Here is a 21,310-nt window from a genome sequence, read left to right on the forward strand (position 1 = left end):
AGGAAAACCGCCGGGCGTTTTGATTGCTCTGGCTTTCCTATAGTCGGTGATCCACATCAGGTAAAATTCTGGCGAGCCAGCGGCGAGGCTATTTATTGAACAGCAAGTTTTCCGTGCTCCAGAGCAGCGACAAAATTTTTCCAGTCTTGCTCGGTCTGCTGGGCATAGGCTTCCGAAAATTCAGCCATCGCGTCCGCAAATCCTGCACCTTTTCCGAGATACCCGGAAATCATGCTGGCATTCCCTGACCGGGCATGTGCGCGTGCCAGGGCACGGCCACAAAGGCGCGCATAATCTTCCAATCCGTCTTGCGCGACGTCTGCCCCGATAGCTGCGAGACGACTGTCTTTGACGCGACGCACATAGAACTGCCGTCCTGCGCCGGCCAGATCCGGCGTATCGCTATCGATCGACGCGTTGCTGTGCGTCCACCCTAAAAACGTGTCTGACACAGCCTGCATGATCCGCTGCCCAGTAACCACGCGCTCGCCCTGATTTTTAAACGGTGAGGGAGGGGCAGCAGCTTCAAGAACCGAAGCCTGCGCCTCCTTGATCTGAAGGAGCATGGTCTCTCCATCGGCGGTTGCAAACAGGCCAATAGCGCAAAACGTGCCGACACTACCGATGCCAACAACCTTGAAGATAACGTCTCGCAGATTGTACCGCTTGAGAAGAATGGCGCGTTCAGGAGGCTGAGTGGCGATATAGCGCGCAAAGGCGAGGCGGATGGTCTCTTCCTGATCAGGCACTCGCATGACCAGTGGCGGCTTTTCTTTGAGAGACGGGCCGCTTTTATCGCTGCTGACGAGCCCGTAGTGTCCCTTGGCAGCATCAAGACGATCAGACAGAAGTTTCTCCGCCCTTGCTCTGACCTTCGGGTCTTCAAAATTCGAAATCGCCGACGTGAAATCAATGCGATCCGTCCAGACCTGCAATGGAGTCATCCCCGCCAGTCGAACCATTTGCTGCGTATAAGACAGCGACATGATTTTTACGAGTTGCCTGACAGACTTGGGAGAGAGACCATTTTCCTGCCCGGACAATACGAGGGAAGTTCCCAAGCGTTTGATGTCCCATTCAAAGGGTGCATCAAGTGTCTCGTCAAAGTCATTGATATCAAAGACAGGCACACCTTCGGGAGAGGCATAACTGCCGAAATTTCCGAAGTGACAATCTCCGCAGGACTGGACGTGAATGCCAGAAACTGGAGCCTTGGCCATGTCCTGCGCCATCACTGCTGCCGCCCCTCGCAAAAAAGTAAAGGGGGAGACTTTCATGCGATCATAGCGGACCGACAGCAGGGCAGTGATACGGCTTTTTCCTTGCTGTTTCAGGATCTCAACCGGATCTACCCGATCCTTGGAAGCAGCCCATTCGGCTTGGGCCGCACGCGGCATGGATTTCCGTAATCTCGCCCCCAGACAGCGACTGTCCTGCCGGGATAGAAGGTCATGGCTTGCAACTGCCGGGAAATCTTTATCAGACATTCTTCTCACTACTCATTGAGAGTGCAGGCTACCTGATCATAGACGCAAAAAACGTAATCCAGAAAATCAGAGGCGAGACTCTTGTACCTAATTTTCTACTACGAAAGAGCCTATAAAGTTTTGTCATTTCATAAAGTAAATAATGGAAACAAAAACAATGACTTATCTGGCAATATTCTCAAATTGAGAAAATTTTTTGCCAATTAATAACCGTCAAAGCTTGCGTACGGCAGTTTTTGGGTTCAGTTTCCCCTCCTGACTTAAGGCAATCACGAAAGTAATAGCGCAGATGAACAAGAAGCGGCTTCTATGGATCGTTTTGTCCGGGGCGTTAATGACCGGCTTCTTTCTCATCGCCTGTATCACAACGACCCTGGATGCGGGGGGGCATGTCCATGCAAACTGGTTCTGGATGTCAGGATTTATAATCTTTTCCGCTGTTCATATTTATTGCACCTGCATGTCGAGATAGGGCCTTCCACTTCTGTTCCGAAGCTGGGCAAAAAATCAGGCCCGGCTTTGGAAGATGTTTTTGCGAATGGCCCGAGCGTAACCACGCTTCCCGAAATATGTCAGCACAGGCATCGAAATCCGCAATAATCTGGGCATAAGCATACACAGACCACCGAAAATTCCGTCGAGAGCAGGAAGAAAGCGTTCCAATTTGGGTTTGTTTACAAGGGAAACAATTTCCCGGGCAACGGTTTCAGGACGAGCCGGACAGCTCACAAAATTTAGAATAGAACCACCTGAAGCCATTTCCTGGCGCAACATTTCGGTCAAAACAGCCCCAGGGAAGATAGACGACACTGAAATTCCGCGACTTCCCACTTCCTGAGAGAGCGAAAGCGCGAAATTGCGAAGTCCGGCCTTTGTAGCCCCGTAGATGCTGCTCCCCGCCAGAGGCATCGTCGCGGCCATGGAATTTACAAACACAATTCGGCTGCCTTTTCCCATAAGGGGAAGAAGCTTTGATGTCAGCACAACCGGCATCGTCAGATTGACGGAGATCTGGCGCAGCACGTCCTCTGTCCCCATCGTTTCAACATCCGTGGGCGTTATGACTGCTGCACAATGAATCAGGACATCTACAGAAGCGATATTTTTGACCACATTTTCGCAAACCTGTTCTAATTCAGGTGTCTGCGATGCGTCGAACGGGACGAAAGTAAACGAATCCTGCGTGATATCTGGATGCGAGCGCGCCAACCCGATTACGCTATAACCCTCATCCAGAAGAGTTTGGGCCACAATAGTCCCGATCCCCCCGGATGCTCCTGTCACGATAGCAGTCTTGGGGCTTTTCGGGGCGATTTGTGGCATGTGTCGTGTGGAGCGAAACATTTATGAAACAATCTGTGAGAACATAATCGGGTTATATCCTCATGCAGCAAGAAATAAAATGCCACACTTCTTTAACTGCACCAAAATTGCATTTTTTTGCGCATCATCCCAGTAAACTGACAAGTTTACTTGCCGGTATCGACCGATAGAGGCAGAGGCGTGCGATTTTGTTTTGAAAATTATATGCCTTCGAATGAAGTACATTTGATTTTAAGGTGCAGAGCGTATGAGGCTTTTTAAAAATCGCGCTCCACAGTGCGCACATTCGTTTTCCACAGGGGCTGCTTGCCGAACCGGATGCAGGATTAACTGAATAATTGAGTCCCTCGTAAAGACCGCCTCGCGCAACACTGAAGTATGAGAGTCAGATAGGTTTTCAGAAAAGTCCGGATTGACTGATTTGCAACCAGCCCCAGAAAAGGCCAGCGCTTTCTGATCTACGTTCTTAGCGGCCTCGGCTTTCATCTGCGCGCATGCAAGGCACGCCTCTATAGCGAGGATTTTAAGAAATATCTGATCCAGTGTCTTGCGGTAGCAAGATTGAGGAAGTTCATGAAAGCTAGATCGGCCTTGTCGTAGCGGAGAGCAACACGCCGTATCGGCTTGAGCCGGTCAAACACCGTTCGATGCAGCTTCGATTTCTGTAGCACTTCCAGTCTATTTTCTATGGAGTGCTGCGGCCCTTGTGTGATGGAATGACCGGCAGTATCCCGTGAAGCAACAGATACTGACGGAAACAGTCGCTGTCATATCCCTGATCGGCCAGCATGTCTTGGGGTTTTAAAGCTGACAGTTCCATCAACCCGTCTATGGCTTTGTAATCCGAGACTTGGTCTCCGATGAAGGTAAAGCCAAGAGGATGTGCCTAATTGTCGCCTCGGACGTGGATCTTACTTGTAAAGCCGCCGCGGCTTCGACCAAAGCCTTCCTTATAAGTCCCCCTTTTGCGCCGACTGCCTGGCTATGCCCCCGAACGACCGTGCTGTCGACCATGTGCTGCCAGTCATCGGTCCGGCCGAGTTCGACCAGTGTTTCCAGCAAGGCATCCCAGACGCCTTGCTCAGCCCACCGGCAGAACCAGACATAGACCGAGTTGCATTTTCCGTAGCGCCCGTGCATGTCCCGCCATGGGCAACCGACACGCAGGACATGCAGCATACCATTGAGAAACCGACAGATGTCATCCGCTGGACGCGGCCAACATCCGCGCTCAGGCGGCAGAAACGGACCAATCATCAACCATTCCTGATTCAGCAGAGCGCCTCGCGCCAGTCTGTTTTCTCTGTCCGTTGTACTCTCAGGAAGGAAATGAATCAGCCCTCAGACAGATCGTATAGAGCTTTTATCAACCTAACCTAAGACAAAAACATTGAGACTAATGCATTCAAAATATATAGACATACAATTCTCAGGATAAATATTACAAAAATACCTATATTAATAAATGAGAAGTTTATGACCAGAAAATATTTACCATTTTTCTATACTTGAATTTTAAATGATACCCTCTCTATCTTTTAGAATTTTTGTCTTCAAAAAAACAGAGGGGGCAAAGAAGAAAAATTTTGAGCTCTTGAAAACTCTAATCCAGCCGCACTGATGGACGTATAAATGTCTCAATCCAGTCCGAATAAAGAGAAATCAGCCCTCGATAAAAGCCAAAGAGCTCGATCTGATGCCTACGGTAGATAAACAGATGAGCCATGCGGGCAGAGAAACCATGAAAAAAACCTCCTCCCCATACTGTTCCGCCAGGGAGTGCTGCCCAGCCGTTATATTTTCCCAAAGCAACAATGGCGCCCTTGTTTTTAAAGACACATCCCGGAACCTTTACGCCACGTTCAATAAACGCAGGCAGGTGACGTGCAAGATGAAGGGCCTGCTGCCGGGCGACCTGAGCCGTTGCGGGCAGAGGATCATTCTTGATGAAGGAACAGTCTCCCACCGCAAAAATACGGTCATCATCAATAGAGCAGAGATTTGAATGGGTCAGGATCTGACCGGTAGGATTTAGAGACAGATTTCCGTAGGTCTGAGTAACCTCTGGCGCTTTTACGCCGGCAGCCCATACTCGAAGCTTGGCAGGAATATGCGTGCCGTCTTTCAGAATAAAGCCGGCGGAATCCGCCGCTGCCACGCGAGCAGACGTTCTTACAGTAACACCAATCCGTTCAAGTTCCTGCTGGGCGGCCAGCGAGACAGATTCCGGAAAGGCTGGCAGGATACGAGGGCCGGACTGTAACAGGGTCACCCTCAGCTTCGGAGGTGTTTTTCCAAAGGCATGCAGGCTGTACGGGTCAACAATATCCAGAGCTTTGTGGAGTTCCGCAGCCAGCTGGGTGCCCGTGGCACCACCACCGACAATAGCGATGTCCAGTTCCGAACCGTGAGCAAAGGCCCGCATCAGTTCCATGCGGAATTTTTCATTGAAAACATTCGCTTCAACGAGGTTATCGATACACAGACAGTGCTCTTTTACACCCGGGGTACCGAAATCATTTGCGCAACTGCCAATCGCAAGAATGATCGTGTCATACCGGATCGTGCGGCTTTCAAGAACGAGCGAACCATCAGATGCATGGAAAGGACTCAGAACAACCTGTCGGTTTTCCCGATCAATCGAGACGACCTCACCTGGCCAGAATTCAAAATGATGTTCGCTGGCCTGGGTGATGAAGCTGATCCTGTCATTTTCATTGGCAACCGTCCCTGCGGCAAAGCAATGCAGCATCGGTTTCCAGACATGGGAAAAGCTTTTGTCGATTAAAGTGATGCGTGCCTTACGCCGCTTTCCCAAGGTCTTTCCCAGATTGGCTGCAAGTGACAGGCCGGCGACACCGCCTCCGACGATCAGAATTTCTGATTGTGGTTTCATGAATTTCAAAGCCTCCGCCCAAGAGCCTGAGCTCTGGGCTGCTAAAGAACTTCAACGGAAAATACAGAATTTCATAAGAAATAATAATAATATTTTCATGAGGATGTGTAGGTATCGAAAATTTGATTAAAGTAACATTCTCATTATTTATTGATCGTATACATAAAATTTACTTAATAACAATCACAAATTATACAATCCATCCATTTAACGAAATGGGAGTTCCATCGTACTCGGAGGGCTCATCCCCCGTAACGGGAAGTACATTCTGGAAAAGAGAACCTTTTGGATCTCACCAAATTAGTCTCACTCAATTTTTTTTAATAAAAAATAGCTCGTGCAGGATATTATCTTCCATAAATTATGGACTTCCTGAAACAAGTATCATAACCACCCTTCGTCAGCAGCTCGGATTGGGCTATCCGTCATTTTCCAGAAGTGCAGGGATCATTTTTTCATGTTGTCTCGCCCTGAAGCTGCATCTGCTTCACTCAGCCTGTCCCAACTTCGCATTCTTGCTCTTGCTTCTCTTGGCGGTGCGCTGGAATTTTACGATTTTGTTATTTTCGCATTTCTGGCCAAGCTCATTGCCGCCCATTTCTTTCCGGCAAGTCAGGCAGAATGGCTAAGGCAGGCTGAGGCATTTGGACTTTTCGGGGCAGGGTATCTGGCACGACCGCTCGGAGGCCTCGTCATGGCCCATTTTGGAGACGTATCCGGGCGGAAAAAGGTTTTCACCCTCAGCGTTCTTCTCATGGCCGTTCCAACTTTGCTGATGGGCCTGCTGCCGGGATATGAAACACTTGGCGTCGCAGCACCGTTGATTCTTCTTGCCTTGCGCGTAATGCAGGGGGCAGCGATCGGCGGCGAAGCACCGGGCGGCTGGGTTTTTGTCTCCGAACATGCTTCTGCCGGTCGTACCGGTCTGGCCACAGGCCTTCTGACCGGGGGGCTGACCGGGGGGATCCTTCTGGGCTCCATTATCATCCTGAGCCTGCATGCCATTCTTGCTCCTGATGTCGTGTCCTCATGGGGCTGGCGTATCCCATTTGTGATTGGGGGCGTTTTCGGGTTTGGAGCCATGTTCCTGCGTCGGTGGCTGGAAGAAACGCCCGTCTTTCGGGAAATGCACGACCGCGCCGAGACTGCTGGTACGCTACCCGCAAAGATCCTTCTTCGTGATCATCGACGCGGCATTCTTTGCTCCATGATGACAACGTGGACGCTGACGGCCGCTATTGTGGTTCTCGTCCTGGTGATGCCGCCGCTCATGCAGACACTGCATCACGTCTCTCCATCCGAAACGATGATTGCCAGTCTGGCTGCCACTCTATGCCTGACAATCTCGGTCGTTGTCATGAGCAGCCTGACGGATATTTTTCCCCTACGGTTTCTTGGGGTGATCAGTGGTCTTGCTCTGGCAGTCGGTGCTTTTGGCCTATATGGGGTGTCTCCAAACTTCCCCCATATGCTGTCGCTATGGGCGGCGTTCAGTGGTCTATGCTGTGGCTTTGTGGGGCTGGTGCCTATCGGGATGCTTCGCGCATTCCCTGCCATGGTCCGCTTCTCAGGGCTCTCCCTGTCATATAATATTTCCTATGCTGTGTTTGGTGGTTTGACCCCAGCGATCATTTCCGCACTGACACCCCATACGCCTCTGGCCCCAGCGATTTACGTCGCGTTCACGGCCTTGATCGGGACAATCGCACTCTGGTGTTCCCCGGAAAGAGCCTGAGTAACTGACCACCATCCAGAAGCTCCCAACGAGTTTCCAGGTTATACTGTTGTTATGAAAAGATAATCTCACTATCCCTTTCTTCATCCGTGAGATGTTAAAGGGATTATCAAACTGTGAGAGCTGGGCTTGGGCCGTGTATCATTTTCGGAGCGCTGCTTGAGCTGACACTGCCAGGCGTTGCACAGGCCGCAAACTGCCCGCAGTTCTTTGCTGGAGACACTCCTCCAGCTGTTCTGTCAGAAAGCCAGCGGATCGGAACAGTCATGCTGTGCAACGACGGCTATGCTGTTCTCGTGTCCGAGCGCACCAAAGGCCCGCTGTGGTCTGCCGAAGATCTGACTGAAGAAAACGTTGCAATCGCTCGTAAGACGCAGCGAAATGGCAGCTTTCAGCCAGATGAACGACTACCTCGAACCATGCGGGCACTCCTCACGGACTATCGCTCCTCCGGCTATGATCGCGGCCACATGACCCCAAGCGGAGATGAGCCGGGAGCAACGGCGCAGGATCAGTCCTTCCTGCTTTCCAACATCGTTCCTCAGACAGCCGAATTGAATCGTGGCGCGTGGGAAGGGGTGGAAAGTGCCGTCAGAGGCTGGGCTGAGCAGGAAGGCGAAATCTTCGTTGTAACGGGGCCTGGATATGACCCGGATCATATCCAGAAAACCATTGGAAAAAGCCATATTCCTGTTCCAGCCGTTACGTGGAAAGCAGTCTATAATCCGGCAGGGCCTGGAACAGGCGCCTATGTCTGCCTCAACACATCCAACCCGACCTGTAAGATCACGTCCGTGGCCATGCTAACCCAACTTGTGAATATTGATCCGTTTCCGTCCTTGCCCGCATCCCTCAAAGACCATGTGTCAGCGATGCCCCCTGTCCGGCAAAGCCCTTATGCTCTCGCTCACCGCCCGAATGGTCAGAAGCTTCTGAAAGAGTGGGGCACCAAAGCAGCACAGAAGGCGCTGAAAGCTCTTGTACGAGCTCTCAGACCATAAATATCTGAGGCCTACAGGATCGTTGGAACGATCCCGCCTTCACACCTGATTGCCGCGCCATTGGTAACTGCACCAAGCGGACTTGAGAGCAGGCCCACCTACGCCGCCACCTTCCTGCGCAATGATTTCAAGCAATGAGGCAGAGTGCTCGATGGATTGAACGGGTTTTCCTGACTTTCCCATGCCGAAATTTCATCTGGCGACACCACCAGGCTAAAGAGCGGGCGGGAAAAATGTGAAAGTGTTCAGCATTGGAGGAACAGGAGTGCCGTATAGGCCCCAGCACTCAGAGTTCATCCTGTTCAACCCAGCCCCCGCCCACTCGCTTGAAGAGAGGGGATGAAAAACAACTCATGACAGGAAACGAAAATTTTCCCTGCCAACGGTTACTCTGTGTCATGACGCAGAGGGCAGCACAGGGCGAGACCCCGATCGCGGCCAGAACTCTGACGCCAGCTTCCAGAGACACCCCTGTACTGACAACGTCATCCACGATGACAATGCGTTCTGCCGCCTCAAGCAAGAGAAGCAGGTTCGGATCCAGATAGAGCCGTTTGGTTTTGTCCGGACTGGTAATCGATGAAAGCGGGGCCGAGAGGCGTTCATCATACCAGAACTTGCGCGATGTACTCAGTGGGACATAGCGCTCAAGCCCGCACGCCCGTGCGATCGTTGCAGCAAGCCCTAATCCGAGAGTTGGCATTCCGACGATGAGATCAGGCGCTAAAGAACGAGCAATTTCCGTCAGATTTTCGGACAGCGCATCCATGACCGGGAACGACGCCTGATTTACCAGCAGGGACGAGACGGCCTTCTGGCCATCCGGGAGAACGCGTAGCGGCAGATCCAGTCTATGCGCCGCAAAGCGGACCCGGAAACGATCGGTATAAGGAGCAGAGAGATCCTCATCCGGTGCGAAATGCTGCCAGAAGGGCAGGGTACTCATGCGGATCTCTCGACAAAGGCTGTCAGTAGCTTCACTGCGTTTTCAAGAACAGCCTCATCAAAATCAAACAGGCTGGCGTGATGCGGCGCAGCGATATCAGCCCCGATCAGGCAATATCCTGCTTGGCCACCGCGCTCCTGCACACGTTGCATCATAAAGGTGGCATCGTCACCGCCACCAATCGGCCAGTTCCGAACCACCGTTCCAGAATGTGTTTCGTGAACTGCGACCTCCAGACGCTTCATGATCGTTTCGTCCGACTGTGCGCTGATGGCCGTTCCATAGACGTCGATATCGACGTGCACACCCTGACTTACAGCAGCACCTTCAAAGGCACGTCTCGCACCCGCACTCAGGCGCTGGAGACCTTCCTGAGCAGAGGCGCGCAGTTCCAGTTCCAGATAAGCACGATCCGCTATGACGTTCCGGGTGCGACCGGCCTGGAGCAGACCGACATTGATACGCGTATCAGATTGACCGTCCCGCGGGAGGGCATAAAGGCCGGGAACGGCGAGGGCGGCCGCGAGGAGGGCATTACGTCCTTTTTCGGGGCACATCGCCGCGTGAGCCGCAGTACCGGAAAAGGTGACGTTCCATTTTTCGGCCCAGAGGAAGCCATCAGCAGCAAGGGCGATCTGTCCACTTGGGAGCTGACAGCCGAGATGCGAAGCCAGAAAGATATCGACATCATCAAGTAGTCCGCTGGCGACGACAGGCTGCGCACCGCGCCCACCTTCCTCTGCGGGCTGGAAAATGAAACGAAGCGTTCCTTTCCATCGGGCCTCTGACCATGCAAGCCGTTCTGCAACAGCCAGACCGATCGCCGTATGACCGTCATGGCCACAGGCGTGCATGCGCCCTTCATACTGGGAAGCAAACCCTGCGCTGGCAGGACGGTGCTCACCGGCATCGGATTCATGAACGGGTAAGGCGTCCATATCAAAGCGAAGGGCCAGAACGGGGCCATCCCCACGCCGCATCTCGCCGCAAACAGCCGTCTGCCCATTCGGCATTTTATCCAGCCATTTGGGATAGGCCCCTGCCTGAAGGGCCGCTTCCTTTGCTGCCTGCACGTCTCCAGCCGACGGAATGCCACGCACATCGTCCATGCACATGATATCCGCGCCTGTTTTCACCGTATATCCAAGCTGGGACAGGCGCTCTGCCACGACTGAAGCAGTCCGGTACTCCAGAAAAGCTGTTTCCGGGAAACGGTGCAGTTCGCGGCGCATACCGACGACGTCACAGGGGAACTGCATCAGACGTTCTCAATAATCATGTCGGTAAAGATTTCTCCGGTGCCTCCATCTGCAATTCCGAGATCCGTAACATGAGGACCGGGATTACAGGCAAGAGAAGCACCTGTGACGAGTTTGATCATGGATGTCGGGCCATCCCACGTCGTGGCAGCCGCGGCAGCCTGACGGACAGCGATGAACTGCTCGCTCACCACTTCGGGGCTTTCAGGAGACAGGAGTCCGCAGACGGGCAGGGGAACATGCGCCACGATCTTGCCATCACGAGCGACTGCCATTCCACCGCCACTGGCGATAAGCGTATTCGCCACGAGTGCCATTTCTTCCGGGTTGCGGCCAAAAACCGCCAGATTATGGCTGTCATGAAGAATGGTGGTGCCAATCGTAGCGGACCACTCTCCCCATCCTTCAAGCACACCAAGCCCCGGCGGGCCTTCCTCCCCATAGCGATTGAAAACCGCCATCAGAGCTGTGTCAGCAGGGAGGACCAGATACCCATTCTCGACGTCCATCTCTCTTTGGCCCCACCGGGTCGCGCGCGGCGTATGCACCGTACGGACCTGGACTGCCTGTCTATCCGGGGCAGGGACTTTGAAATCCGCCGCCGTGACAGGAGAGCGCCGGACGGTGTGAATTGGCAGACCCGGTAACTCGGACGGGAGTTCTGCAAGCAACCCTCCCCGGGACGCCGAATGTTCCCCGGACGTGAAAACTTCCAGAGGGGTAAAATCCTGCAGGTTGTCGAAAACAACCAGATCGGCCCGGCGACCCGCTGCGACCAATCCAAGATCACGCCGCTCAAGACGCATCGCCGCATTCAGCGTTGCGCACCGCAGAACATCCAGCGGCTTCATGCCTAAAGCGACCAGACATCTCAGGTGATGAACCATCCCGCCGCGGCGCAACAGATCATCCGGGAAGATGTCGTCCGTGCACAGGGTCACAGTCTGAGGGACGCCACCCAGTTCCTCAAACGCCACTACGGCTTCTGGCAGAATGTTCTCATGCGAGACGCGGAGTTCAAGCGTCATCCCTGAGCGAAGTTTTTCGAGAATATCAGTTTTGCTAGTCAACTCATGATCGGACTCAATGCCCGCGGCCATGAAGGCTTGGAGACCTTTGCCTGACAAATTGCGAGCATGCCCACAGACCAGCTTTCCACTGGCACAGCCAGCGTTGACAATCCCGCTCATACGCGGCGCGCCATTCACGACCCCGCGCATATCCATCACTTCCGCGACGCCAATCACCTCAGGCCAGGAGAGCATCTCCTCCATGGCAGCAATGTCAAAAACGGCACCCGACCGTTCCAGACCAGGCGCTGACGGAACGCAGGATGGCGCTTGGACAAGAATGCGCAGAGGCAGCCCTCTGGTCGCCTCGATTGCCCAGCGAACCCCCTCAAGACCACTGACATTCCCGATCTCATGCGGATCCCAGCAGATGGTTGTCGTTCCCTGGGGAACAACGGTCTGGGCATACACCCGAGGCGTCACCATCGAACTTTCGATATGCATGTGAGAGTCGATGAGGCCAGGAGAGATAATGGCTCCTTTGAGATCAAAGACCTTCCTGGCATCCAGCCGCTGACCTCTAGGGTGCGTACTGGCAATCAGGGGACCGACCACCCCAACATCCGCTTCCCGCAGTTCGCCCGTCGCAACATCTGCAACAAGGCCGTTGGACAGCAGAACATCAAATTCCGCACGGCCCATGGCAGCATCAACTGCGCGTCTGCGAAGTTGGGGATCTGCCAGAGAGCAGTTGACATCAACCATGCGTATTCATCCGGTTGGCAGCATCGACGAAAGTCTGAATGAAACGTGACGTATCAACTGCCGTCACGATCTTCACTGGACGCTCCCCGATATGGGGACGCGTGCTCTCGGGCCACACATGCGCGTAGCCGTAATTCGGGCCATGTGTGAGATCAACGTCCATATAGGCTGTGACGCTGCCCGTAATAAGGGCCGGGTCTACGGCGATGGCCGCTGCAAGTTCATCCCACATCGGCTGAGGATGGAAATACTGACGAACATAATCCGAGACGGGGCCGTGTATCTGCGTTGCCTTGTCCCGGATTTCCGCCGTCATACGAATAGGGTTCGCGACAGCTCCCACGGAGATGACTTCCGGGAAGGGCGCGTCAAGCGCAATGCTGGCGGCTTCCGGATCAAACATCAGGTTGAAGTCCGTGTAGTAATCCGCACTGTCCGTCACCTGTGCCAGATTTCCATCCACAATGGCGCCCATGAACACCAGACGACGGCAAAGGGAGGCGAAATCTGGATCAAGTTTGATGGCCAGAGCGATGTTCGTCAGGGGCCCCCCTGCGAGGACCGTGACCTGATGCGGGTGTGCATGCACTTGCCTGATCAGGAAAAGGGCCGCTGTTTCAGGAAGGGTCTTCCGATCCGTAGCGCCTTCTTTCAGAGGCTTGACGGAAGGTTGCAGATCCGGTGCGTCTCCACGCCAGGCACCTTTCCAAGGCATCTTTCCGTTTGATTTTTCCCATGCCAGCAACCGCGCCCGCGAATTGACAAGTGGCTGTGTGGCACCCGGTACCACGGGAATGCTGGAGGGCGCGTTCGCAATATCCAGAAAGCGGGAGAGATGAGCTACAGCCTCATTTTCCCAGCCATCACCAATAACGACCGTAAAGCCGAGAAGTGTCGCTTTGTCCGCCTGTCCAAGAAGCGGAATGACGGACTGGATGTTGGTGCCGCCAGGGCCCGCAAAATCATTATCGATAATGATGTAATTCGGATCAGGGGCAGCTTCGGCATGCAATGGAAGAAGAGAGGCAAGCCCGAGCAGAAGGGCGGGAAGGCCTGATTTTAAAAACATGATGGGTCCTCTCAGACGTGATGGCCATGCATTCGGGCGGAAACAACAAAGAACAGAATGAAAATGACACAAAGCCCCCACACGACAGGCGCGATCGCACGTCCGCGTCCGGTAGCGAGAGCCATGGCAGTATAGGAAAATGTTCCAATGGCCATGCCGTTGATGAGATTGCCCGTCAGGAGAGCAATAATGAACGTCAACGCGGCCGGCGCGCTCTCTTGCAGGTCTGATAAGTCCAGATGGCGAACGCCTTGGAACATCATCATCCCGACCATGAGAAGGGAAGGTGCGGTGGCCTGAGGAGGGATGACCATGAAGAGCGGCCATAGGAACAGAGATGCCAAGAACCCGCCCGCGATCACCAGAGCGGTCAGGCCGGTTCGGCCCCCGGCATGCACCCCTGTGATGGACTCTGAATAGACCGTCACGATGGACGTCCCCAGAAGCGGCGCCAGAATACTCCCCGCCGCGTCCGTGATGAAGGCCTCCCGGGCACGGGGAATACGACCGCTTTTCGAGATCATCCCGGCGGCCTTTACGACGCCCAGCAGATTGGCCAGTGTGCCGAAAAGCTCAGTGCACAGGAAGAAGAACAGCATGGGAAGCACATAAAGAATGTGCTGCGCGAGGTAGAGCGGCTGTAGCTGGAAGGCCGTAGCCCGAGGCCACTGGGGCAGCGCGAAAACATGTTCTGGCCAGCGCGTGATGGTGCCGCCTTTTCCGTCCGGCAGGAAAAGCCCCACAATCGTCAGGACGATGATGGACAGGATCAGGGAAGCAGGGACGCGTCGAGCCACGAGAACGGGTGTCAGAATGAAGCCGGCCAGCGTCATCAGAACTTTCGGGCTGGTGATCGGCCCCATCGTGACAAACGTCGAGGGACTAGGCACGACGAAACCGGAATTCCGCATTCCGATGAACATGATGACCAGACCAACGGCCACCTGAATACCGATCCGCAGCGTATCAGGGATATCGTGCGCAATCCGTTCCCGAAGACGCGTCAGACTCATGATCATAAAGATCACGCCCGTCAGGAAGACCAGCGCCAGCGCGGATTGCCAGGGCACGCCCATCTGTTTGACGAGAATGATCGCGAAAACAACATTCGAACCCATGGCGGGCGCAACACCGAGAGGCAGATTGGCCAGTAACCCCATCAGGGTCGTGCTGAAAATCGCGATGAAGCAGGTCGCAGTCAGAACACTGGCCCGATCCATCCCGGCTTCCGCCATGATCATCGGATTGACCGCCACGCAATAAACCATCGCAGCAAAGGTTGTCAGGCCCGCAACAACCTCACGGCCAACAGTCGTCCCGCTGGCCGTGAGGTTGAAAAACCGATCCAGATGCTGTCGCCACATGCTGATCAAAGATCGATCTTTGCTGTCACGAGAGCCGCAAAGCTGCCAGCGACATAATAGGTCGGGGAACCCTGAGCAGCGATGGCGCTGCCATAGATCCCCTGTGCAGCTCTTGAGGAAGCAGCCACACCCGCGACGCCGGAGAGGTATTTGTTGTTACCGACATTCATGAGGTTCAGCCTGATTTCCGGATGCGTATGGAAGATCTTTGGCGCACGATACCCGAAGTTCATATCAGCATTCACATAACCCGGCATGGCCTGATCATTCATGAATGTCGAGAACTGGCGGCCAACATACTTGACGGCAAAGCCCGCAAAGTATGTTCCATCATCATAGTCCAGCCCGACAGAGGCCTGAACACTTGGGCTACGAACGGCAGTCTTGCCGGCTGTTGGCAGATAATCCGAGCCCACCTGATAGTTGTTGTCGATCGTGGCATGCAAATATTCCGCCGAAATATATGGGCGAAGATGATGCCAGGGGCGCAGGCCCAGTTCGATATCCACACCACGGGACGTCTGACCACCCGCGTTGATATTCTGGGTGATCTGCGCGTTGTTGATCGTAACCTGAGTGGAAACCTGACGGTTCGTAAAGTTGTAGTTGAAGAACGTGATGGAGCCGTTCAGAACGTCGCCCTGATAGCGATAACCCAGTTCTTCCGAGATGGAATACTCCGTCTTCTGAGACGGATTGGCCAGCGTGGCCGCTTTACCCGTTGAAGCGCTGTACGTGTTGTAAAGCGCGTTCAGCGTTGGTGTCCGGAAGTTGGTCGCAACGTCTGCGAAGATCTGGTTGTGACTGTCGATCCGATAACGTGCGCCCAGATTTGGCGTAGCCACCGCAGCGTTCATGCTGGTGCGGTACTGCGCGCCGGGCAGATAGTTGTAGCCGATACGCGTCACCATGGATTCCTTGATTCCGGCTTCCACACGCAGACGGTTATGCAGCGCGTTAAACGTGTCACCAAAGAACAGGGTATTGACGCGTGTGATCGTCAGGTTGTCGTAGCTGGCCAGACGGGTGCCATCAGACAGCTTCACATTCCCCAGAAAGCCCCACACATTTGCAGGGCCGCCATTTTCGCCAACAGCACTGTACGGATTGACCATCCGCTCGCGGGACCAGTCAAACCAGTATCCAAAAACAAACGTATGCCTGCCCATGGTATAATGAACCTTGGACACTAGGCCCGGCCGATAAACGTAGGGGGTTCCAAACGGGGTATACATCATGACCTTGTCGGTCGTTGTGCCATTTCCATTCAGATCAATACTGTATTTCTGCGTGCCGGAGTAAACGGCGTTCTCGGAAAGAAGGGACGCGGAGGCAATCGTGCCGGAGTTCCAATAGAAATACGGCGTGAAATCAAAACCCAGCTTGTCATTCACCACGATATTCTGAGGCGCACTGAGGATCAGAACACGATAAGGACTCTGATGCAGCTTCCAGTATTTCGTGTCTGTGGGGGAAAAAGCTTCGGTATAGTTGGCGCCGCGTCCATATTGATGCCAGGCTGAAAGCGTCGGATTCAGATACGCGACTTTCATGGAATCATCGAACGTCACGGCAACCGTGCTACGGCTTCCGTTTGCCCAGTCTTTTACCAGTTTGGCATCAACATGCTGCTTGTGATCGTTGCCAGCACCACGGAAATGCGGCTCTTCCAGATGAGACCAGGCTACAAAGGCCCGCATACCCGTATTGCCAATGTCACCACTCTGGAGACGGGCATATTCGCGGTGGGTGTTGTATGACCCGAATGAACCAGCAATCGTTGCGCCCATCTTATGGGATGGATCGATCAGATTCATGGACACAATACCGCCAGACGCACCAATAACGGGCGAATCAAGGTTAGCGGAACCCTGCTGCATCGTGACTTCGTTAAGGTTTTCTGAGTCCACCCACTCGGTAGGGAAGGCCATGTAAGACCCAATGTCGTTCAGTGGAGCGCCTTCGACAGTGAAACCGATCTGGTCACTGTTCATGCCCCTAATCGTCATGTTCCCGCTGACCATACCAAACGGATCAGCACTCGCGACGTTGGCACCAGGCAGGTTACCAAGAAGCTTGAAGACGTTGGGAGTAGGGGCCTGTTTGGCGATATACGCCTGAGTAATCTCGCTGCGTGATTTCGTGCCATTCTGCGGAACCATGCGGCCGCCAGCGACAGCCTCAGCCGCGACCCGGATTACCTCCGGCTGTGACGGCGCTGGTTTTATATTCTTGCGAGATGAGGGAGAATGGCGCTTCTCCGCGGCGTGTTTTGTATCCGCAACAGGAGCAGCGTACGCTGCAACACAGAACAGATTGCCGATAACGGCGGTACTCAGAAAGGTCGAAGCGCGCATGGAAGAAGCTCTCAAACGATACGGAGACACCCGAAGTGACTTACAGATGCCCCATGGATCAGCCATAAAGACGAGCCATGAATCGGCAAAGACGTATTAGGTTGTTATAAGACGTCTTAGTATCGTCTCATCCACTTTCGTTCAATCCAAAAGTGAAACGTTCCGCGGATTTTTTCCTTATGCGTCATGCTGTCTTTTCTTCAGATCTGGATCCGAATGGTCCAACTCCCCTGTATCTTCAGGTGGGGCACCATATTTCCGGACTGATCGGCAAGGACAGCCGGTTCATGGAGCGGCTGCCCTCAGAGGCGGAGCTTTGCCAGATGTATGGTGTCAGCCGCATCACGGTTCGTCAGGCTCTGTCCTATCTCGCAGAGCGGGACATCGTTGTGCGCCAACATGGCCGGGGCACATTTGTCGGGGCACTGCACCGTCCAGGACGACAGCAGACCATTCATTCGTTTTTTGAAATTCTGGCAGGCAAGGGTCTGAGCCCTGAAATGACGCTTCTGGATTACAGAATGCGTCCACCTCCCGAAGAAGTTGCAGAGGCACTTTCCCTGACAGGCGATGCGCTCTTCATTCGACGTGGTTATCGTTCAGAAGAAGGCCCACTGGGCGTGACAGAAGTATTTTATCCAGGACAGCTCGCTGAACTTGTCACGCCAGAACTTGCGGCCTGCACAACGTCTGCCTCCATTCTGCAGGACGTGCTCAAGCTACACATCAGTCATGCTGATATTTCCATTGGCCTGTCCCGGGCGTCTCAGGACGTTGCGGAATGGCTGAAGGTGGATACGGGCGCTCCGTTAATGCGAATAAAACGCGTGACGACCTGCATTGGCCAGGGTGTTTGCGAATACAGCCGGCTTCTTGTTACCGAAGGGGCTGCAGATTTCCGGATCAATGCAGATGGCGAAATGCTGACTGAGAGTATGACCTGACAGACGTCCTGTGACACAGCACGCACGCATTACGAGTTGGGTGTCCGTTGGACCATTCAGGATAAATTAAGAAACTGGCTTTAGATTTCTTCCGGGTTCTGGAAGCCGTGCTGACCCATATACGGCTGCCATTATATTTTCGGGAGAAACTTCCCTTGCTCGGTTGGATTGAAACGAAAGCTCCGATCCGACAGAAACTTCGGGTCATCATCACGGCCCTTCTTGTTGTTTCTGCCGTTCAGTTTGTTGTGGATGAAGTGTGCAAAAGGTTTTTTGTTCACTACGCAGGGGCGCAAATCCTCACCCAGCTTCTTGGTGTCCTGCTGCAGGTCATCCTGACCCTGGTCATTGGCAGTTTTGCCATCCGGATCATCGCAGTGCCTTTTGAAAGGATTACTGACGCAACCGAAAAAGTTGCGGATGGCGATTTCAAGTCCCGCGTTCCTTACGGGGACCGGCTTGACGATGCCGGCCGGCTCGCCAAATCCCTTCTTAAATTCATAGACAGTAGCCAGCACCAGATCCGGGCACAGGAAGAGGCTGCACAGGAAGCCCACAAAGCTGCTCAGATTCAAAAGCATCTCTCCGAAGAGAGTGATCGGATCCGGCAGGTCCAGAGCAAAACGATAGAACAGATCTGCGCCGGGATGGAGGTTGTTAATACCGGCGACCTGACGTTCTCGTTTCCAGAACCATTCCAGGAAAAGTTTGAAGATTTCCGGGTGAGTTTCAACGCCCTGATTGCCAATTACCGATCTTCCGTAGAGCAGATTGCGGACGGCGCCTCTGTTATCGCCAGCGGTACGGCAGAAATATCCTCCGCAGCGGACGATCTTGCCGCCCGGACAGAGCAGCAGGCAGCTAACCTTGCGGAGACTGCCACGGCAGTCAGTTCTATTACAGCAACCGTGCGGGACACGGCTCAGGCCGTTCAGGACGTCAGACTGGCCGCTTCAGGAGCGCGAGACGAAGCAGTTGCAGTAACCGAAGTCATGAAACTGGCCAATGGCGCCATGGAGGGCATCAAGGCGTCATCAGGGCAGGTAGGGGCAACGATCGGCCTGATGGAAGAAATGGCATTTCAGACAAATCTCCTTGCCCTGAATGCAGGAATTGAAGCTGCGCGAGCGGGTGAGGCAGGGGCAGGCTTCTCTGTGGTGGCCACTGAAATCCGTAATCTCGCTCATCGCTCTGCCACTTCAGCCAAAGAAATCCGCGCCCTCATTTCCGTCTCTGGCGCCAGAGTGTCCGAAGGGGTCGGGCTTGTGGCACAGGCCAATCAGGCGATCAGTACAATCACGGCCAACGTCGGCCGTATCACGTCCCTGGTTGAGAACATCTCTTCGGCGGCAACCGACCAGGCCGAAAGCCTCTCCGGTATCAACACCCGGATCAGCGCCATGGATCAGGCTACCCAGCACAATGCAGCAATGGTCGAAGAAACTACAACAGCCAGCCACAACCTGAAACACGAGGCGCAGCAGCTTCACAAAGTGGTGGGACATTTTACATACCGCTCTGAACGTTCCTAAAGAACGTTCAGGGTTTTCCTCTGCCGCCGAGGCTTGCGCTTCATCATAACCCCGCTACTCTCGCCACTTCTTTCGGGATCGTAAGAGTTAGACGCTGGAGAACCGAGCATGATGATGTTGCGCCAACAAGTTTCAGGCAGAAGATCTTTTCTGGCTGGCGGTATGGCATTGACCTGCTCGATGTTTACAGCGTGTGCCCGTTCATCACACGATCAGTTTTCAGCGGTAGACCGGTTGGTCAGAGACGCAATACGGGACGGACAGGCACCTGGAGCTGTGCTGGCGATCGGCCACGATGAGCAGATTGTTCATCGATATGTTTATGGACATCAGGCGCTTGTCCCTCGCAAGGAACCCATGACGTGGGAAACGCATTTCGACATGGCCTCCCTGACCAAACCAACCATGACAGCACTGGCCGTCATGCAGCTGGTGGAGAAGGGACAACTGCACCTTGACGATCCTGTAACGCGCTACCTTCCTGCATTTGGGACCAATGGCAAAAGCAGCATCACGCTCCGCCTTCTTCTGACACACTATTCCGGCCTGCCACCAGATCTTCCTCTGGAAGACGCCTGGAACGGAAAAGTCGAGGCTGTTCGCCGCGTCATGACCTCGCCGCTGGCGAATCCTCCTGTGGAGAAATTTGTCTACAGTGATATCAATTTCATCACTCTTGGCCTTATCGTCGAAAAAATTAGTAGCCTTCCTCTGAACGACTATGTCAGCAAAAATATTCTGTCACCTTTGGGAATGCCACAATCCGGTTATCTTCCAGAAGCCTCTCTGACGCCAATCATTGCCCCTACACAATACGACGAGAACGGCACCCTTCTGAGAGGCGTGGTACATGACCCGACAGCACGCAGAATGGGCGGCGTAGCAGGTCACGCCGGGCTTTTCTCAGATGCCCATGATATGTGCCTCTATGCGCAGGCGCTTCTCGACAGACTGGCAGGACGTCCGAGTACATTCCCATTGAAACGTGAGACCCTCGCACTCATGGTAACGCCACAGCAGCCAGCCGGAAAAACCGATCTCCGGGGGTTAGGTTGGGACATTTCAACGCATTATTCGTCCCCCCGAGGCGATCTTTTCTCACGTCATTCTTTTGGTCACACAGGCTTTACCGGAACGTCTCTCTGGATCGACCCGGATAGTAACAGTTATGTCCTGACCCTCACGAACCGTGTTCATCCATCTGGCGGGCATAGTGTTGTGAAGCTACGCCACGACATCGCAACCGAAGCCGCACGTGATCTAGGTCTGACGTTTCATACCTGATCATGACCATAAGATTTCAATATCTCGACAACGTCTTCGGCCTGCCACTGCCAGAAAAAACCTTCGATATTTGAAATCACCTGAATGATCGTGGAGGCCTTTGCGCTCCAGGATCATTCGCGGTTCGGCCATTCTTCTCAAAAACCACACACGTGGAAAAATTTCCGGCACCTCATACTCATTCTTGAAGATGAGTTCACATGGGGAAGAATGCGCCTTCCCAATCTCCATAACCCGAGGTTAACCGAAGGCGACGTTTTACCAATAGCCTCCGTAGAAAACTGACTCTACGACAGACGCGGTTTACCTCTCTCGGTAAGCCATTTGAAAGCCTTGGA

Annotated in this window: 16 protein-coding genes; 5 read left to right on the forward strand and 11 right to left on the reverse strand. The window is 53.8% G+C overall.

What is annotated here, in order from left to right:
* Nucleotides 1-92 precede the first annotated feature (92 nt).
* From B7444_RS12295 to B7444_RS12320, 4 genes are all read right to left on the reverse strand, one after another.
* Nucleotides 93-1,487 carry a DUF2252 domain-containing protein gene (locus B7444_RS12295; RefSeq protein WP_007283772.1) on the reverse strand — a complete coding sequence of 465 codons (1,395 nt, stop codon included), beginning with the start codon at nt 1,485-1,487 and terminating at the stop codon, nt 93-95.
* 507 nt (nt 1,488-1,994) lie between these two features.
* Nucleotides 1,995-2,771 (reverse strand): SDR family NAD(P)-dependent oxidoreductase, encoded by a 777-nt coding sequence (locus B7444_RS12305; protein WP_231502963.1) that lies wholly within the window; start codon nt 2,769-2,771, stop codon nt 1,995-1,997.
* An 867-nt stretch (nt 2,772-3,638) separates the two neighbouring features.
* A complete protein-coding gene (locus B7444_RS16805) occupies nt 3,639-4,070 on the reverse strand; it encodes a transposase (protein WP_261766714.1) in 432 nt (143 codons plus the stop codon).
* A 343-nt stretch (nt 4,071-4,413) separates the two neighbouring features.
* Nucleotides 4,414-5,706 (reverse strand): NAD(P)/FAD-dependent oxidoreductase, encoded by a 1,293-nt coding sequence (locus tag B7444_RS12320; protein WP_007283776.1) that lies wholly within the window; start codon nt 5,704-5,706, stop codon nt 4,414-4,416.
* A 457-nt stretch (nt 5,707-6,163) separates the two neighbouring features.
* On the opposite strand from B7444_RS12320, the gene B7444_RS12325 reads away from it, so the two are divergent.
* A complete protein-coding gene (locus tag B7444_RS12325) occupies nt 6,164-7,441 on the forward strand; it encodes an MFS transporter (protein ID WP_007283777.1) in 1,278 nt (425 codons plus the stop codon).
* Between the two features lie 116 nt (nt 7,442-7,557).
* Complete coding sequence (locus tag B7444_RS12330; RefSeq protein ID WP_007283778.1) at nt 7,558-8,442, forward strand: DNA/RNA non-specific endonuclease; 885 nt, start codon at nt 7,558-7,560, stop codon at nt 8,440-8,442.
* Between the two features lie 39 nt (nt 8,443-8,481).
* Here the strand turns inward: B7444_RS12330 and B7444_RS16810 are convergent, their stop codons facing one another.
* The 7 genes from B7444_RS16810 to B7444_RS12360 form a co-directional block, all read right to left on the reverse strand.
* Nucleotides 8,482-8,625 (reverse strand): hypothetical protein, encoded by a 144-nt coding sequence (locus B7444_RS16810; protein ID WP_007283779.1) that lies wholly within the window; start codon nt 8,623-8,625, stop codon nt 8,482-8,484.
* A gap of 103 nt (nt 8,626-8,728) precedes the next feature.
* Nucleotides 8,729-9,388, reverse strand: coding sequence for a phosphoribosyltransferase (locus B7444_RS12335; RefSeq protein WP_007283780.1), 660 nt, complete (start codon nt 9,386-9,388; stop codon nt 8,729-8,731).
* On the reverse strand, nt 9,385-10,647 hold the full coding sequence (locus B7444_RS12340) for an amidohydrolase (RefSeq protein ID WP_007283781.1): 1,263 nt from the start codon (nt 10,645-10,647) through the stop codon (nt 9,385-9,387). Before B7444_RS12340 ends, B7444_RS12335 begins: the two co-directional genes overlap by 4 nt.
* A complete protein-coding gene (locus tag B7444_RS12345; RefSeq protein WP_007283782.1) occupies nt 10,647-12,422 on the reverse strand; it encodes an adenine deaminase in 1,776 nt (591 codons plus the stop codon). The genes B7444_RS12340 and B7444_RS12345 overlap by 1 nt, the downstream gene beginning before the upstream one ends.
* Nucleotides 12,415-13,491, reverse strand: coding sequence for a nucleoside hydrolase (locus tag B7444_RS12350; protein WP_007283783.1), 1,077 nt, complete (start codon nt 13,489-13,491; stop codon nt 12,415-12,417). Before B7444_RS12350 ends, B7444_RS12345 begins: the two co-directional genes overlap by 8 nt.
* An 11-nt stretch (nt 13,492-13,502) precedes the next feature.
* On the reverse strand, nt 13,503-14,855 hold the full coding sequence (locus tag B7444_RS12355; RefSeq protein ID WP_007283784.1) for an NCS2 family permease: 1,353 nt from the start codon (nt 14,853-14,855) through the stop codon (nt 13,503-13,505).
* 5 nt (nt 14,856-14,860) lie between these two features.
* A complete protein-coding gene (locus B7444_RS12360; protein ID WP_007283785.1) occupies nt 14,861-17,212 on the reverse strand; it encodes a TonB-dependent receptor in 2,352 nt (783 codons plus the stop codon).
* 179 nt (nt 17,213-17,391) lie between these two features.
* Between B7444_RS12360 and B7444_RS12365 the strand changes: the two genes are divergently transcribed.
* From B7444_RS12365 to B7444_RS12375, 3 genes are all read left to right on the forward strand, one after another.
* The gene (locus B7444_RS12365) at nt 17,392-18,156 is read left to right on the forward strand and encodes a GntR family transcriptional regulator (protein ID WP_007283786.1); all 765 of its coding nucleotides are present in this window, start codon (nt 17,392-17,394) and stop codon (nt 18,154-18,156) included.
* Nucleotides 18,157-18,311: 155 nt separating this feature from the next.
* Nucleotides 18,312-19,688 (forward strand): methyl-accepting chemotaxis protein, encoded by a 1,377-nt coding sequence (locus B7444_RS12370; RefSeq protein ID WP_035730342.1) that lies wholly within the window; start codon nt 18,312-18,314, stop codon nt 19,686-19,688.
* A 108-nt stretch (nt 19,689-19,796) separates the two neighbouring features.
* Complete coding sequence (locus B7444_RS12375) at nt 19,797-20,972, forward strand: serine hydrolase domain-containing protein (protein ID WP_007283788.1); 1,176 nt, start codon at nt 19,797-19,799, stop codon at nt 20,970-20,972.
* The last annotated feature ends 338 nt before the right edge of the window (nt 20,973-21,310 follow it).

Origin of the sequence: Gluconobacter thailandicus F149-1 = NBRC 100600, from assembly GCF_000964465.1 — a bacterium.
In the GTDB taxonomy this organism is placed as follows: domain Bacteria; phylum Pseudomonadota; class Alphaproteobacteria; order Acetobacterales; family Acetobacteraceae; genus Gluconobacter; species Gluconobacter thailandicus.